The sequence below is a fragment of the Phocaeicola coprocola genome, assembly GCF_041333015.1.
GTDB classification, from domain to species: Bacteria; Bacteroidota; Bacteroidia; order Bacteroidales; family Bacteroidaceae; genus Phocaeicola; species Phocaeicola coprocola.
Genome location: NZ_JBGKGM010000001.1, coordinates 1049940 through 1065825, shown reverse-complemented (window position 1 = coordinate 1065825; position 15886 = coordinate 1049940). Strand labels below are relative to the sequence as shown.

The window sequence follows — 15886 nt, the reverse complement described above, 5'->3', positions numbered from 1 at the left end:
CTCGAAAATGTCCTGAACTGATTCACTCTTATTTTATTTCTATAGCCCCAATAAAACTGTTTATATGTTCACACGAATATGATTTGCAGATATATCGCAAAGTTGCTTCACAAACTTCTGCTTATCTTTCGGAGACAGTACAACGCAATTCTTACCATACGTTATCTCGATTCTGTCTAAGGATGCCGCTGGAGCTGATAGAAACGTATGGGTATTGACAATCTCTGTTATCTCGTCAATATTAATGCATTCGCTATAAAAAAAGGAATAATCAACACGCAAAGTCTTTCCTTCTATCGTGTATTTTATACTGAAGAGAAGTGCCAATGTAAGCACAAGCATAAACAAAACAACACTGAATTTCACTGCTGAAAACTCGTTCCAAACTATAAATGTCAACGGTATGCCCCAAGCTGCCAGAATCAATATCAGCAACCAGATATCTATTTTTGATCTATATACTTGTTTCATAGTTTATCGGTTATCATTTAACGTGAATATAAGAGCATGTAGAACCTACCGGAAAAGAAAGACACGGCAATTAGGATATAAAATTTATAGTGCTAAATTACCACTTTTTCCTCAGAGTCTAAAGTTACAGAGATTTATTGTACAGCCGATGATTTCTGTAAGGAATTTACGTTACGACCGGGAAATATATGATTGCAAACAAGAATCCAGACACCGCTTCTTCTGCAACTTTGTTGTCAACTTCTCATCACCTATCGCAACATACGGTTTCGCAGCCGCAAGTAAACACCTTATCATCAACAGATTAAAAATGGCGAAATCATAATTACCGGCATCCCATAAAAGCCTTGCAGACACACAAAAAACAAGCTCCTGAATATCCTCTATTTTTTTGTACAAAAAATAAAAAAACATCGAGATGTTTTCCTGAACATATCAGCATGTTTTTCCTAAAAGATGCTGATATTTTATTTCACCTATGTCCGCTTCCGGTAAATACGTTGCAACTTCCTCTTCGGCATCAGGAAAAAATTCGTTTGCTTTTGGTTATTCCGTGAAAAAGACTAACTTTGTTATTTAATAAATCTCTAAAAACATCACACAATGAAATACCCATGAGATAAAAAATCACGCCCAAGAGAATGTAAATAGTCAAGCTGAAGTTACCTTTGTATAGTGTAACCCTAAAATGTATCAGTTATGGCAGAAGTGACATTCCCTCAGTTGATACAGCGCGCTTGCGGTATCGACGTCCACCTGAAGGTTGTGGTGGCGACAATTGACGGAGCAGGCATCCAACGCGAGACCCGCTCATTCAAAACCTTCACGAGTTCTTTGAATGAATTGAAAGAATGGCTATTGTCCAATGGTGTAACGCATGTGGGAATGGAGAGTACCGGTGTTTACTGGAAGCCAGTTTATAAGGTTCTTGAAGATTCCATTCCCAATGTCTGGATAGTCAATGCCCGTCACATTAAGAATGTTCCGGGTCACAAGACAGACAAGATGGACAGCGAATGGATCTGCAAGCTTCTTCTGGCAGGTCTTCTCAAACCGAGCTATATTCCTCCCAAGGAGCAGCGTCAGCTTCGTGACCTGACGCGTTACCGGAACAAGCTTATTCAGCAGATAGCTTCAGAGAAGAACCGTATGATGCGTATTCTTGAAGACTGCAACATCAAGCTTTCAAGTGTAGTAAGTAATACAAGCGGTACGACAGCTACTTCTCTTATTGATATGCTTTGTGAAGGCAAAGTCCTTACTCTTGATGATATAAATTCAGTTTATCACGGTAAACTGTCAGCCAGTCCTGAAGAATTGCTTGAGGCGTGTACCGGTTTTGTTGAAGAGCATCACATTTATCTTCTTCAGATGATCCGAAAGGATATAGACCAGACTCAGACTTTGGTTGATGATTTGTCCGAACGTATAAAGAGACTGTTGTCCAAGTACGAGAATGTCCTTGAACTTCTCAGGGAGATTCCCGGTTTTAGCACCAAGGTTGTAGAGGATCTGGTTTCTGAGATAGGTCTTGACATGTCCCACTTCCCTTCTGAAAAGCATCTTTCGTCCTGGGCCGGTCTTTCTCCGGGCAACAACGAGAGTGCGGGTAAAAAAAAAGCGCACGAATCACTCACGGAAACAAACAGGTAAAGGCGGTAATCACAGAAGCCGCATGGGCTGCGACCCGTACAAAGAATACGTTTTTTAGTGAGAGATACCATCGTATAGCTGCCCGCAGAGGAAAGAAACGTGCCTTGATTGCAGTGGGACATTCTCAGTTGATATCCGTTTATCTGATACTGAGTACAGGGTCCCGTTACCATGAACTTGGAGCACAATATATGCAATCCAAGATAGAGCAGAAACGCAAGGTATATTTGTCTTCTGAACTTAAAAAGCTTGGATACAATGTCTCACTTACTAAAGTTCCACAAGCTGTAACACTGAACTAATAATATAGACCAAAGGCCGACTTTTACTGGAATTACCATAGCCCGACAATGAAATTGGTCTCAACAGCTAAGCGCCAAAGATTGTGACTTATGTACACGTGTATGAAACTTTTAAATTCTTAGCTGTTGCTATTTATTATTGTACAATAGCCGCACTTGTGTTCTCATAAGTGCTAATCTTTCTTTTATCCAAAACCTCGGATTTATATCAATTTTAGTATAAACCTGTCCTACTTTGTGTGTAGGACGCTTAATATTTACGTATGAAAGAGTTTTTGAAATACACCTTCGCCACCGTCTGCGGTCTGATTCTGACGGGAGTAGTCTTCACAATATTAGGTATTATCAGTCTTGCCGGAATGGTTGCTTCAACTTCCGGTACAGAAACTATAGTGAAAGACCGTTCGGTATTCGTACTCGAACTGAAAGGTAGTGTAATGGAACGCTACCAGGAAAATCCAATCATGCAATTTTTAGGGGAAGACTATGCGACTTACGGGCTGGATGACATTCTGACCTCTATCCGCAAAGCTAAAGAAAATGACAAAATAAAAGGTATCTATATCGATGCAGGTGCTTTCGCCTGTCAGACAGCTTCCATGCAGGCTATACGACGTGCATTGGTTGATTTCAAAGAAAGCGGGAAGTTTATCGTCGCTTATGCCGGAGCATATTCACAAGGTACTTACTATATTGCAAGTGTTGCCGATAAGGTAATAGCCAATCCTTCGGGAAGTATAGGCTGGCACGGACTATCTGCACAGACCATGTTCCTGAAAGGTCTGCTCGACAAAGTCGGAGTGGAAATGCAGGTATTTCGTGTAGGAACATACAAATCGGCAGTAGAACCATATATCGCTACTGAAATGAGTCCGGCAAACCGTGAACAGACACAAGCATTCATCGGCTCTATCTGGCAGCAGATTCTGAATGAGGTTTCCGAATCAAGAAAGATTTCTGTTGACTCTCTGAATGCTCTTGCCAGCCGTAATATGGATCTCCAGCCGGCAGAACTTTATCTCAGCACCGGTCTGGCAGATACACTGATGTACAAAGATGAAGTACTGGCCTACCTGAAACAGCTGACCGACTGTAAGGAAGATGAAAAACTGAATACACTTTCGCTTGAGGATATGGTAAACGTAAAACGAAACGTACCGAAAGATAAAAGTGGAAACGTCATTGCCGTATATTATGCTTATGGTGAAATAGACGGTGATGAATCTGCTGACGGAGAAGGTATCAACTCCGAAAAAGTCATAAAGGATTTGCGTAAGTTACGCGAAGATGAAAGCGTGAAGGCAGTTGTACTGCGTGTTAACTCTCCGGGAGGAAGTGCCTACGGTTCAGAACAGATCTGGCGTGAAGTTTCACTGCTGAAACAGGAAAAACCCGTTATCGTTTCTATGGGTGACTATGCCGCTTCGGGCGGTTACTATATATCCTGCGCTGCCGACTGGATTGTAGCCGAACCGACAACCCTGACAGGGTCCATCGGAATCTTCGGTCTGGTTCCAAATGCAGAAGGACTCCTGAAAGATAAGCTGGGGCTGAATTTCGATGTTGTAAAAACAAACGAACTGGCAGACTTGGGAGATTTGACTCGTCCGTTCAATGAAGAAGAAAAGGCTCTGATGCAAGGTATGGTCAATAAAGGATATGAACTCTTTACCAAACGTTGTGCCGACGGCAGAAAAATGAATATTGAAGATATCAAAAAGATAGCTGAAGGACGTGTGTGGACCGGAGAAATGGCCAAAGACCTGAAACTGGTAGATGAGCTGGGTGGACTGGATGAAGCTGTTGAAGTTGCAGCCTCACATGCTAAAATAGAACGTTATACGCTGGTAAGCTATCCGGAAAAAGAAGATTTCCTGACTTCACTGCTTAATACCCGGCCAAGCCGTTATATCAGCAGCCGTATGCAGGAAAATTTCGGTGAATATTACAACGGACTCCGTTTTGTAAAAAATCTCAAGGATGCCGATCGCCTGCAGGCGCGCATGCCGTTTGATGTGGTTATCAAATAAAGCATCGGCTGCCTGATGAAACTTGAAAGAAAAATAAAGATTTACCACGGACTGTTGCCATTAGCATGCCTCTACCGTCTGGGAGTAAGTATACGCAACTGGATGTTTGACAGAGGCATACTTCATTCACAGTCATTTCCGCTACCCGTTATCTGCGTGGGTAATATCAGCGTGGGAGGAACCGGAAAGACTCCACACACAGAATACCTCATCCGGTTGTTACAGAATGAATTTCAGGTAGCTGTACTCAGCCGTGGATATAAACGTAAATCGAAAGGTTTCGTTCTGGCTACTCCCGAAACAGATGCCGACCAGATTGGCGATGAGCCTTATCAGATGGCACACAAGTTTCCGGATATCTATGTGGCTGTAGACCGAGACCGCTGTCACGGCATTAATCAGCTAACAGATGGACATACAGCTCCCGGCATAAAGGTTATTGTTCTGGACGATGCTTTCCAGCATCGCTACGTGAAGGCAGGACTGACCATTCTGCTTATAGATTATAACCGTCCGATACATCTCGACCGGATGTTACCAGCCGGACGACTGCGGGAGCCGGAAAGTGGAAAAAAGCGTGCCGACATCATCATCGTAAGTAAGTGTCCGGCACAAATGAGCGAAGCAGAACAACAGGCGTTGCGATATGATATAGCACCCCTCCCCTGTCAGCAACTTTATTTTACAACGCTGGCATACGGAAAACTACAGCCTCTCTTCTCGGAAGAACCGGAAAAGAAGCTTGAAGAAATCCGAAACGATGACCATATCCTGCTGGTTACAGGTATAGCCTCACCGGCAGCCATCATCAGTAAACTGTCGGCTTATACGCAGTTTGTTACTCCGTCGACTTTTCCTGACCATCACGATTTTGATGCAACGGACATGAAACGGATAGAAGATGCGTTCAGAAAACTGCCTGAGGGTAAACGTTTCATCATCACAACCGAAAAGGATGCGGCACGACTCATCGCTCATCCGCTACTGAGTGAAACGATGAAACCTTATATATATGTATTGCCGGTAGAGGTAGAATTTCTGAATAAAGAAGAACATTTATTTAACCAAAATATTATCGAGTATGTTAGAAAAAATTCAAGAAACAGCAGCTTTTCTAAAAGCTAGAATGCACACTCATCCCGAGACAGCCATCATTTTAGGTACAGGTCTGGGCAGTTTGGTACACGAAATTACCGATAAATATGAAATAAACTATTCCGAAATCCCCAACTTTCCGGTATCGACCGTAGAAGGCCATAGCGGTAAGCTGATTTTCGGTAAACTGGGCAACAAGGATATTATGGCCATGCAAGGTCGCTTCCACTTTTACGAAGGCTATTCAATGAAGGAAGTTACTTTCCCTGTACGTGTCATGCGCGAATTGGGTATCAAGACTTTGTTCGTTTCGAATGCAGCAGGAGGAACAAACCCGAATTTTGAAATCGGTGACCTGATGATTATCACTGACCATATCAACTTCTTCCCTGAACATCCGTTGCGTGGCAAGAACATCGAATACGGCCCCCGCTTCCCGGATATGAGTGAGGCTTACTCAAAAGAACTGATCGCAAAAGCTCTCGAAATTGCCGAAGAAAAAGGAATTAAGGTACAGCAGGGAGTATATATCGGAACACAGGGACCAACTTTCGAAACTCCGTCGGAATATAAGATGTTCCACATTCTGGGAGCCGATGCAGTAGGTATGTCTACTGTACCTGAAGTTATCGTAGCCAACCATTGCGGTATTAAGGTGTTCGGCGTTTCAGTTATCACTGACTTGGGAGTGGAAGGCAAAATTGTCGAAGTATCACACGAAGAGGTACAGAAGGCTGCCGATGAAGCACAGCCGCGTATGACCACCATTATGAGAGAACTTATCAACAGAGCGTAAAAAAAACTATGCACGAAGGAAATAGAACTGAAATATCAACTCTCGGTGAGTTCGGGCTGATAAAGCATCTCACCACAGACATCAAACTACAGAATGAAGAAAGCAAGTATGGAATAGGTGACGATGCTGCCGTACTTGACTTTGCAGGAAAGCAGGTGCTGGTTACAACCGACTTGCTGATGGAAGGTGTTCATTTTGATCTGGTCTATACTCCCCTGAAGCATTTGGGATATAAATCAGCAATGGTAAACTTCTCGGATATCTATGCAATGAACGGTACACCTAAGCAGATTACCGTATCTCTGGCTGTATCGAAGCGTTTTTGCATAGAAGATCTGGAGGATTTTTACGATGGACTGAAACTGGCTTGCCAGCTACATCACGTAGATATCGTAGGCGGTGATACTACTTCTTCTGTAACAGGTCTTGCAATCTCCATTACCTGTATCGGTGAAGCTGACAAAGATAAGGTGGTTTATCGTAATGGAGCCAAAGATACAGATTTGATTTGCGTAAGCGGAGATTTGGGAGCAGCTTATATGGGACTTCAGCTGATGGAACGTGAGAAAGCTGTTTTTCAGGGAGAAAAAGACGTCCAACCTGACTTTGCCGGCAAAGAATATCTGTTGGAACGCTTCTTAAAGCCAGAAGCACGCCGCGACATCATCGAACGACTGGCTGAAGCAGGCATCCGTCCAACAGCAATGATGGATATATCCGACGGTCTCTCTTCTGAACTGATGCATATCTGTTCGCAAAGTCAGACAGGCTGCCGTGTGTACGAAGACCGTATTCCTATCGACTATCAGACCGCAGTCATGGCAGAAGAATTTAATATGAATCTGACAACTTGCGCCCTGAATGGAGGTGAGGACTATGAACTGCTGTTCACTGTACCTCTGACCGATCACGAAAAAGTCTCACAAATAGAAGGAGTAAAAGTTATCGGACATATCACAAAATCGGAGTTAGGTTGTGCCCTGATTACTCGCGACGGCAACGAACTTGAATTAAAGGCTCAAGGATGGAATCCACTTAAAGGTGAATAATAACAGCCCACATACAGTTAAAATCCCACTATTTTATGAGTAATAGTGGGATTTTTCATGAAAATCCGCCCTATTTTAATTTTTTCTCATATTTTTTTCGAGAATAGTTTGCAGTTTCAAAAACTTTGCTTACCTTTGCAACCGCAAACGAGAAAGATTGGTGCCATAGCTCAGTTGGTAGAGCAAAGGACTGAAAATCCTTGTGTCCCCGGTTCGATTCCTGGTGGCACCACTTGTAAAACTCCGAAATACTTAATTATCAAGTGTTTCGGAGTTTTTCGTTTTAGTCACTACAAAAGTCACTATTTAAATAGGGTGTCCAGTTCTACGTTCTCGTTTTCAGTATTGATTTAACAACTTAAGATGTTGATTATATATAAACTTATCCTATCTTTGTCACCATATAATGGCAAAAGACATCTATTTGATAAACAAAATCAATAAATACAGGAATTAATAAATCGTTTTATCATGAAGAATATTTTCAAACATTCATTTCTTGTTGTAGCTTTATTATCGTTTATACAAACGACGATTCAAGCTCAGACTGTTATTAGGCCTTATAATGAGTGGGAAGCAACTCAATTCGTTGCTGTGAGTGGACATCAACCGGAAGACTATGTCCTTACAGATAATAATTGGGAAATACTTTATAATTTACGCAAACCACATACTCAAAACGAGCTTCGTAATATGGGAATAAAATGTTCTGATAGCCAATTGTTATTGCTGGAAGTAGGAGGGCTGATTAATAGAGAAAAAGGAAAATGGAAATGTACCATTCCTATTCTTGATAAAGGACAGACCAACTCTTTGAGAAATCTTAGTAAGGAGATTGCAAAATCTATGTATTCAAAAACTAAGAATGATTTTGTTTCTCTTGTACACACAATAAAAGACATGGGATTTGAAAAAAATGCACTTTCATTGGTCTTTTCATATCTTTTGGATGGCAGAATGTGGACAAAGCTGGTTCTCTTTGATGATATAAATAACCATGCTGGTTGGAGCGGTTGTTACTGGGTTTTATATGAGCCACGCAAAGACCTGAAATTCGGGACAAATGGTTTCGGTGATATGAATTTAATACTAACCTATCTTGATAGTGAAGTTTCACCAAGCGCTAAAACAATGGATGACAGCGCAAATGAAATATCTAAATATGGAAAAATACACAATCCGCAACTTATCTCTAAACTCATTTCATACGGCTTAACAAATAATAATGGAGATATTCTATTTCCTGTGATAAAAAAACAGCAAGACCGTTTTCACCAAATTATTGAAAAATTAGTTGACTCCATTTCTTCAGAATTAAAAAACAATTGTAGCAATATAGCAACTCAATATGATATAAGTGAAGAAAAAACAGCAATGGTTATTTTGTACCATGAAGTCATGTGGTATTTAATGGATAATCTTATTCAAGATAAAGTGTTACATATTCCGGCTGTTTATAAAGACCCTGTACAGAATAAACAACGATTAAATGAGGTGGTTTTCTTTATTGAAGGTGGATTAATGCAATAGTCAACTTCAAGTCAGTAATTATCTCAATGTATACTGCCAAACGCAATGTGGTTATAAATGTCCCAGTTAATACAACTTTGGCAATACATAACGTGAATTCGACGAATTCAGAACAATGCAAGCTGTGTGTCAACCGTTCGTGAAACATTGATACACAGCTTTTTTGGAAAGCAACAATATGCAGCAATACCAGCAAGAAGGTTAACAATAAAATTATATATGATACAGCCGCTTTTCAAGTCAACCACGATTGTCTTATATACCTGCCCTTTGCGGACAGCAAACTCATCTATGCCAATACTTTCTACACCTTCAAGAGAAGGAGGGGCATAATGATTTTCAAGATGGCGGGTATGTATCTCTTTGACGGTATCCCAAGATATGTCCAATAGATTGGCGGTATCTTTCAAGGTCATACCACGCAACAAATCAACTACATATTTTGCGAAACGGAGGGTATAGCCACAACTGCCTGTTGCAAAAGGTATCATTTGTTTTACAATCAGATGAGAAATCGCATAGCGTTAGTGTATATCGCTCACCTGAAAACACACTATCACGATAAACTGGCATTCAAAGAATTTGTTCGTCTTACAATAACCTACAACATAATTCGCAATAGTGAATGTATGATTGGGAATAATGGAAATTTGGAAGAAATGGAACTATTTTATGCAGTACTTGAATCAGAAAAAGATGAAGATAACTATTAGCGGATACAGACTATCTGGAGTTTTTGACTGAGACGGATCGCAGATGCACAAAGTTCGGAGCAGATGCTGAAACACTCACTTCTTCCAGCATCTGACTCTTTAGAGTAATGCTAATGCAAGTGTCTGGTTTCAATTCCGAGCATTCTATTTCTTTGGTATGATAGGATAAATATTGGAGTTTCATGTGGGAACAACAGAATACCAATAATTACTAACAGTTCTTTGATATACATATTTGCTAAAATAGTTATGCCGATAGAAAAGTTTACATTTACAACAAGAAACCTTGATTATTTTACAGGTTCCACTGTATAACCTTGCTGTTTCAGCAGGTTCAGGATTCCCCTTTCACCAATCAGATGACCGCAACCTACAGCAAAAAGCGTTGGTTGGTTGTGCATGATGGCAGGCATACTCTCTACCCATTTTGTATTGCGGTGATAGATCAAAGCATCCTCTTCTTCCGGAAGTACATCCACGGCTGTACCGAATTTTTGGTTCATCGTCTGTTCTAATTGTTTCAAATCCTGCGTCATGTAGGCGGTTGTCATGTTGCGGGCTTGTTGTTCCATATCGGCCAAGTGATTTATGCCGGCAAGCAACTGGGCAGCCTGGCGTTGCAAACTTTGGGCACCAAACAAAACACTCATATGAAAATCCACCGTTTCCAAACCGGCCACCTTCTTTCCTTGCTTTTGAGCCTCCGCCTGACACCATCCGTCCAGCTGTTGCTGAGGATTAAATCCGGGGACTGCTCTCATGGCTATTACCACACCCAATTGCGTAGTGAGAAAGGCCGGTTTCATCTTATCCATCATCTTCAAGTCCATACCCATGAGTTCTTTCACCTTTACGGCAAGAGAGTCGTATTGTGCAGGGGTATATAGCGTGTGCAAGGTGGTATCGCCCGGCAAGAGGATGGCTTGCTGCATCTGCTGCATGGCAGCCGGAGTCTGCATTTCCGCCATGACAATTTCACCGTATACTTGTTCTACTTCGGTCATCGCTTGCTTAATTCCTGCAATACTGTCCAATATAGACAGAGGTGCCAAATGATGCGTTCCTAACACATAAGATGCCTTAGGCAGATTCTTACCGGAAACTTTCCATAACAACTGGGCATTGGCGCTCAGAACTACGATGCATAAAAGCATCACAAAAGTTGAAATTCTTTTCATAGTGTAGTATTTCTTTAAATGGTTTCTTCATCGGACAAGTCTTTCTTCAACTGATCGATTTCCCGAATCAGTTCATCGTTGGTACGTTGCATCTTCCGGTATGCCAACAGCCCAATCCCCAAACCAAGCAGTCCACCAATCACTGCAAACGTAGAAAGCATAAAGGCATTTGCGCTACTTCTAAATACTTCAAGGACAAAAAAAGATAACCATATAATAACGAGCGGAATAGAAATTATTTCTCCCTTTTTTCGTCTTTGTTTCATCTGTACCAAAGTTTGACGGGCTGTCAGCAAATCGGCTTCCTGCCACTGATTATTTCCCATCTTATTGATTACCATACCGCATATAGTATCCAAAACTGCAAGCAGCACGGTAGATACATAGAATAGTAAAGACACTTGTCCTTTGCAGTAAAAAGTCTGAAAGCATAAAATAATTATCGGCAATCCCAGGAAAAACAGCCAATAATAGTATTTGTTGATGCTCTTCATCTTGGTTTTCATGACCGTACGTAGCAGTCGTTCGTTGTTGATTTCCTGAGATTCCAGTTTATCGGTAAGGATGGCAAACTGCTGTTTCAATTCTTCCATGTGATCTATTGTATTCTTTTCCATAATGATTCTTTTTAATTATTCGTGCATGTTTTTAAGTTGCTCCCGGATGCGGGAAAGTTTTACGGATACGTTCTTGGTAGAGATTCCTACGATGGCACCAATCTCATCGTAAGGCAGATTCTCCAACCAGAGCAGGATGATGGCTCTGTCGAACGGTTCCAGTTTGTTGATGCGGTTATAAAGCATCTTGATTTGTTTGGATTCCTGGTCCTTCTCTTCATACAGGTCGATGTCGATAGTCAGAGGAACCGTGTTCCGCTGTCTTTTCTTGCGGTCGAACGAAATACAAGTATTCAGACTCACCTTGTAAATCCAGGTTTTCAGTTCACTCCGGTGTTCGAAGTTACCGAATCCCTTCCAGAGGTTAATCGACACCTCCTGATACATATCCTCTACTTCCTCCTTATCTTTAGAGAACATGAAACATACCGTGTAGATGGTTGTCCGGTAGTCATGCAGCAGCTGTATGAAGGCGGCTTCTTTCTCTCCTTTCTTTTCCATTGTTTTGCATTTTAATTTGTTTCTTTACCTATTAGACGCACGATACATCTGAATCACTACAGAAAAAATAAAAAAAATACTTCGGCAAGTAAAATTACCGAAGCACTTGTTTTATTTCTATCCATGTCTGGTCAACACTTTCCACCAACTGGTGCAGACAACTACCCATTTCCAATACAATCCTTGGCAGAGGAACAACCAAAGCATCACTCCATAAATGCGCAGAAGTTTTGTTTCCAATAACGGCATAATCCATGCAAAATAGATAACGCTAGCCAACACCAGCATGAAGAACAAAGTAACCAGCACAGAGCAAGCTGCCACCCAATACTTTTTTGTTTTCAACAGTTCCATTCTACTATTTTTTACCTATAAATTATTCTTGTTTCTTTGCCTATTAGACACGAATGTATCTGAATCACTACAGAAATTTACAGAAAAATCATTCCCCCTCCCGATATTCCAGAATATCCCCCGGCTGACAATCCAATATCCGGCAGATTTCCTCTAGGGTGGAGAAACGGATGGCTTTCGCCTTTCCGGTTTTCAGAATGGAGAGGTTGGCAGGGGTAATACCAATCTTTTCGGCCAACTCGCCCAAAGACATTTTCCGGCGAGCCATCATGATATCAAGGTTCACTACTATCATAAAGTCAATACGTTTAGGTTAAACAATTAAATCGTCAGATCCTGTTCTTCTTTCAGCTTCACGCCCACTGCAAAAATCTCGGTAAAGAGTGCCAGCATGATATAACCGAACCACGCGCCTGTCAAAGAATAGCTCGCTACTTCATATCCTTCCAAGGTAATTTGGGGTGCTACCGACTGATAAAGAATCCATTGATGCAATTCCATTAAAATCCCAAAGACCAATAAAGAATAGACAAAATATCTCATTCGCGACACATTACGTTTCGTAAAAATAGAACCGCGTAAAACCGATACAATGAGCCTACCCACACAATAGATACCAAATAAAAAGAATAGAACCAAAGGAACTGACAGTACCATAAGAATCCAACTCCAAATAGGAGGCGTAATATTTTCTATCGTAATAGATTCCACCGTGTAAGGCAGAAACAACTGTCCGCTCTTATTATGAATGAAATTAACAGCTTGCTCTCCTCTAACAGCCTTCAACTGCAAAGTACACGTTTCTTTGCGATGTTCATGTTCTCTTTTTTCTACTTGCTCCTGATAATCTTCCCTTCCTCTCATAAAACCTGCAGCTGCATTACCAAGCACTTCTACCAAAAACATCACCAAGGCCAATACGGCCAATATCTTAATTGCTTTCATATCTTTTTTATTTTAAAAATCAATCATCCGTTTCTTTCCTGTATCCTATTCTTGTTTATTGTCATTCCCCTTTGAAGATGAAGACTTTAAATACAACTCTTTTTCTTCATTGTATTACGATTCTATTACACGGTTAAATCCTGTTCTTCCTGCATCTGGATGCCCAACTTAAACAGGCAATTGATAAACAAGAAAAAAACTCCTATCAACATGAAAATCAAATACTGTTGGCTGCCATCACTGCTAGCTGGAGACAAGTAATGAAGAATCATTAGCACCAATCCGTTGACTTCCAATGAAAAACCGATACCAGCAATCAGATTGGCATTCTGCAGAGTAAACACCTGCTTCCTGCGTACATTACGCATCATCAGAATCATTAAAACTCCACAAATCAGTAGAGAAAGCAACGTAACATTCTCCGGCAAAATTTGCCAGATAAAATCGGGCGTATCATCTTTTCCCAATCGATAACACAAAGTAAGGTTACGGATAATAGCCGAAAAAATGCCGCAACCGGCCATAATGCCCAAACAACGCATAATAGATGTGGTTTCTTCTGCCGAGTATTTCTTTTCTATCCATTTAAATTTCATAATTCCATTTTTTAGAGGGTGATTAACTTTAACTTCATGATCGAATCCTATTATTTCTCAGCCAGCAACTGCACTTCCTGAGCAGCCCAGGTATCGTGGCTGACCATCAGGTTCCAGTCCTGCAGATGCCGGTTCCACTCAAAGGCAAAATAGTTCACATTGCCGGCCTCCAACTGATAAACTGCCTTTTCCTTCGCTGCATCGAAAGCGTGAGTTTTTTCATTCCACAAGGCATATTCCATAGTCACTTCATCGTCTGCATAGTGATAGTTCAAACAGTAATAGCGTTCATAAGCCTGCGCATCCACATTCCATTTCCAGGCTTCTTTCTGAGTCAGGCGGTTCGCTGCATCGTAGTGGAATTCATATTTCAGGTGCTGCTTCAGATACTTGCCCTCTTCCACGTGATATACCGTCTGCGAAGTTACCTGTTCGCCGTTCTTTTCTACATTATAAGCAAACTTGCTTTCTACATTACCAGCCAAAACATTTACCAGATTACTTGCTGCAAATACCAAAATCAATCCCAAAGTTTTCATACTATTCAAATTTTTAAGTTATACTTCCGTTTGACGAATTTCGATAAGTATTTATCGTTTTTCGATATGCAAAGGAAATACTATTTTTTGAATCAGCAAAATAAAAAACAGATATTTTTTATCGATAAACGATATTTTTTTATTCTGTTGCGGTGATTAAGCATGATATTATTATATACCAGATAATCGGACTTAGAAGTCTTATCTCCATCTATAGGTTACGTTCAATAATTCCCACAAAAGTAATACCTGTTGTTTCACCTACTTGCTTGATGGTCTAAATACCGTTTTGATCCTGCTGTTTTCTATCATTCGTCCGTAGCATTCAAAGTGTCATCGGAAGCCGTCAGGCGGTTCTCCTCGTCCCAGCGTAGCTTGCGCTCGGCTGCGGTTGAATCCAACGCGCCGTCCTGCTTGATGCGGCCTGTATTGACATGGACCAGGTTGCCGTTGGCATCGTAAGTATAGGTATGGTTGTTGTCCACCTTGGCCACGGAGTCCGGATTCTCTTCCGTGCGGTAGTTCGCATCCTTCACTTCGGCCAGTTGGAACTTCCTGCCCTCAGTCTTGCCGTAGGTATAGGCCAGGTCATAGCCCACATGGAGCGTACCGTCGAACTGCACGCCCTGCTGCGTTAGATGCTGTTTCTTCGACACGATGCGGTGCATGTTGTCGTAGCTCATTTCCAGCCGGTAGGAAGCGGTCTTGCTGTCCGCTCCGGCATAGGTTCCCGTAGCACTTGCCAAGCGGTAGAGTGCGTCATACGTATAGGCATGCGCCATCTGTCCGCCCGCCTTTCCGCTTTCGGGAAGTGCGGCCTTGTTGGCAATGCTGAGCACATTGCTTACGGCATCGTAGGTATAGCCATTGTCCATGATGGACTTGCCGCCTGCGTTGACCGTCAGGTTCTGCAACCTGCGGCGTGCGGGTTCGTAGGTGTAGAAGGTCTCCGCACCGTTGCAGTATTTCAGGTAGGTGCGCTGCTCGAACTTGTCATAGCCGATGCGGTTCACATAGTCATAGCCGTAGGACTTGTAGCCGCGTACCTTCTCCAGCTGACCGCCGAGGTTGTAGGAGTAAGTGACCTTCTCCTCGTCCGGGTAGATCATTTCCAGGAGGCGGTTGTGGCTGTCGTAGGTCCACTGCGTCACATAGGTGGCAATCGCCTGGTTGGGCACAATCAGCGTGCGGCGGGTTTTGGTGACTTCGCCCATCTTGCCATAGAAGTACTCGATGGCTCCCGTTCCGTCCTCACGGAGCATCAGGCGACCGATGCGGTTCTGCGAGGCGTTGCGTCCGCCGTAGTAATACTTCACGTTGTTCTCCGGGTGGTCGGGATAGTTGATGCCCGTCAGCCGGTGATAATCGTAGTCGTAGGTAATGGACTTGCCTTCCTTGGCAAGGTTGGCTGTCTGCTTGTTCAGCACATTGCCGAGTGCATCATACGTAAAGGTGGTGATGCCGCTTGCAGGATGGTTCACCTCGGTGCGGCGGTCACCCATGTCGTAAGTGGAGGT

General features: G+C 42.1%; 16 protein-coding genes, 1 tRNA gene and 3 pseudogenes. 8 read left to right on the top strand and 12 right to left on the bottom strand.

The annotated features are described in order from the left end of the window. Positions 1–60 precede the first annotated feature (60 nt). Positions 61–471, bottom strand: coding sequence for a PH domain-containing protein (locus tag ACDG22_RS04500; protein WP_270230294.1), 411 nt, complete (start codon positions 469–471; stop codon positions 61–63). Between the two features lie 699 nt (positions 472–1170). Here ACDG22_RS04500 and ACDG22_RS04495 point away from each other — a divergent pair. The 7 genes from ACDG22_RS04495 to ACDG22_RS04465 all read left to right on the top strand — a co-directional run bounded on the left by ACDG22_RS04495 (position 1171) and on the right by ACDG22_RS04465 (position 8926). Then, positions 1171–2124: an IS110 family RNA-guided transposase gene (locus ACDG22_RS04495; RefSeq protein WP_007566304.1), complete on the top strand. Its 954-nt coding sequence runs from the start codon at positions 1171–1173 to the stop codon at positions 2122–2124. 565 nt (positions 2125–2689) lie between these two features. Then, entirely contained in the window at positions 2690–4456 is a 1767-nt protein-coding gene (gene sppA / locus ACDG22_RS04490) for a signal peptide peptidase SppA (RefSeq protein ID WP_007568203.1), read from the top strand. A gap of 15 nt (positions 4457–4471) precedes the next feature. Further along, positions 4472–5581 carry a tetraacyldisaccharide 4'-kinase gene (gene lpxK, locus ACDG22_RS04485; RefSeq protein WP_118482951.1) on the top strand — a complete coding sequence of 370 codons (1110 nt, stop codon included), beginning with the start codon at positions 4472–4474 and terminating at the stop codon, positions 5579–5581. Continuing rightward, the gene (locus tag ACDG22_RS04480; protein WP_007568200.1) at positions 5538–6347 is read left to right on the top strand and encodes a purine-nucleoside phosphorylase; all 810 of its coding nucleotides are present in this window, start codon (positions 5538–5540) and stop codon (positions 6345–6347) included. The genes lpxK and ACDG22_RS04480 overlap by 44 nt, the downstream gene beginning before the upstream one ends. An 8-nt stretch (positions 6348–6355) precedes the next feature. Beyond that, a complete protein-coding gene (gene thiL / locus ACDG22_RS04475) occupies positions 6356–7396 on the top strand; it encodes a thiamine-phosphate kinase (protein ID WP_007568198.1) in 1041 nt (346 codons plus the stop codon). 159 nt (positions 7397–7555) lie between these two features. Beyond that, positions 7556–7628, top strand: a tRNA-Phe gene (locus tag ACDG22_RS04470). Between the two features lie 239 nt (positions 7629–7867). Next, a complete protein-coding gene (locus ACDG22_RS04465) occupies positions 7868–8926 on the top strand; it encodes a hypothetical protein (protein ID WP_270230917.1) in 1059 nt (352 codons plus the stop codon). Between the two features lie 107 nt (positions 8927–9033). Here the strand turns inward: ACDG22_RS04465 and ACDG22_RS04460 are convergent. Continuing rightward, a pseudogene (locus ACDG22_RS04460) lies at positions 9034–9141 on the bottom strand (IS982 family transposase); the annotation flags it as partial. 141 nt (positions 9142–9282) lie between these two features. Further along, positions 9283–9417: pseudogene (locus ACDG22_RS04455) on the bottom strand (transposase family protein); the annotation flags it as partial. Between the two features lie 15 nt (positions 9418–9432). On the opposite strand from ACDG22_RS04455, the gene ACDG22_RS04450 reads away from it, so the two are divergent. Next, complete coding sequence (locus tag ACDG22_RS04450) at positions 9433–9639, top strand: hypothetical protein (protein ID WP_270668863.1); 207 nt, start codon at positions 9433–9435, stop codon at positions 9637–9639. Between the two features lie 290 nt (positions 9640–9929). Here the strand turns inward: ACDG22_RS04450 and ACDG22_RS04445 are convergent, their stop codons facing one another. The 9 genes and pseudogenes from ACDG22_RS04445 to ACDG22_RS04405 form a co-directional block, all read right to left on the bottom strand. Further along, entirely contained in the window at positions 9930–10817 is an 888-nt protein-coding gene (locus tag ACDG22_RS04445; protein WP_270230918.1) for a TraB/GumN family protein, read from the bottom strand. A gap of 14 nt (positions 10818–10831) precedes the next feature. Continuing rightward, on the bottom strand, positions 10832–11434 hold the full coding sequence (locus tag ACDG22_RS04440; protein ID WP_270230919.1) for a hypothetical protein: 603 nt from the start codon (positions 11432–11434) through the stop codon (positions 10832–10834). Positions 11435–11449: 15 nt separating this feature from the next. Continuing rightward, positions 11450–11935, bottom strand: a complete 486-nt coding sequence (locus ACDG22_RS04435) for an RNA polymerase sigma factor (RefSeq protein ID WP_270230920.1) — start codon at positions 11933–11935, stop codon at positions 11450–11452. Between the two features lie 117 nt (positions 11936–12052). Next, positions 12053–12289, bottom strand: coding sequence for a hypothetical protein (locus ACDG22_RS04430; protein WP_270230921.1), 237 nt, complete (start codon positions 12287–12289; stop codon positions 12053–12055). An 88-nt stretch (positions 12290–12377) separates the two neighbouring features. Beyond that, the gene (locus ACDG22_RS04425; protein WP_270230922.1) at positions 12378–12584 is read right to left on the bottom strand and encodes a helix-turn-helix domain-containing protein; all 207 of its coding nucleotides are present in this window, start codon (positions 12582–12584) and stop codon (positions 12378–12380) included. A 26-nt stretch (positions 12585–12610) separates the two neighbouring features. Continuing rightward, positions 12611–13234, bottom strand: coding sequence for a DUF2975 domain-containing protein (locus ACDG22_RS04420; protein WP_270230923.1), 624 nt, complete (start codon positions 13232–13234; stop codon positions 12611–12613). A gap of 125 nt (positions 13235–13359) precedes the next feature. Beyond that, a complete protein-coding gene (locus ACDG22_RS04415) occupies positions 13360–13830 on the bottom strand; it encodes a DUF2975 domain-containing protein (protein WP_270230924.1) in 471 nt (156 codons plus the stop codon). 50 nt (positions 13831–13880) lie between these two features. Continuing rightward, positions 13881–14378, bottom strand: coding sequence for a DUF3836 domain-containing protein (locus ACDG22_RS04410; RefSeq protein ID WP_270230925.1), 498 nt, complete (start codon positions 14376–14378; stop codon positions 13881–13883). Positions 14379–14701: 323 nt separating this feature from the next. Then, a pseudogene (locus ACDG22_RS04405) lies at positions 14702–15583 on the bottom strand (RHS repeat-associated core domain-containing protein); the annotation flags it as partial. Between the last annotated feature and the right edge of the window lie 303 nt (positions 15584–15886).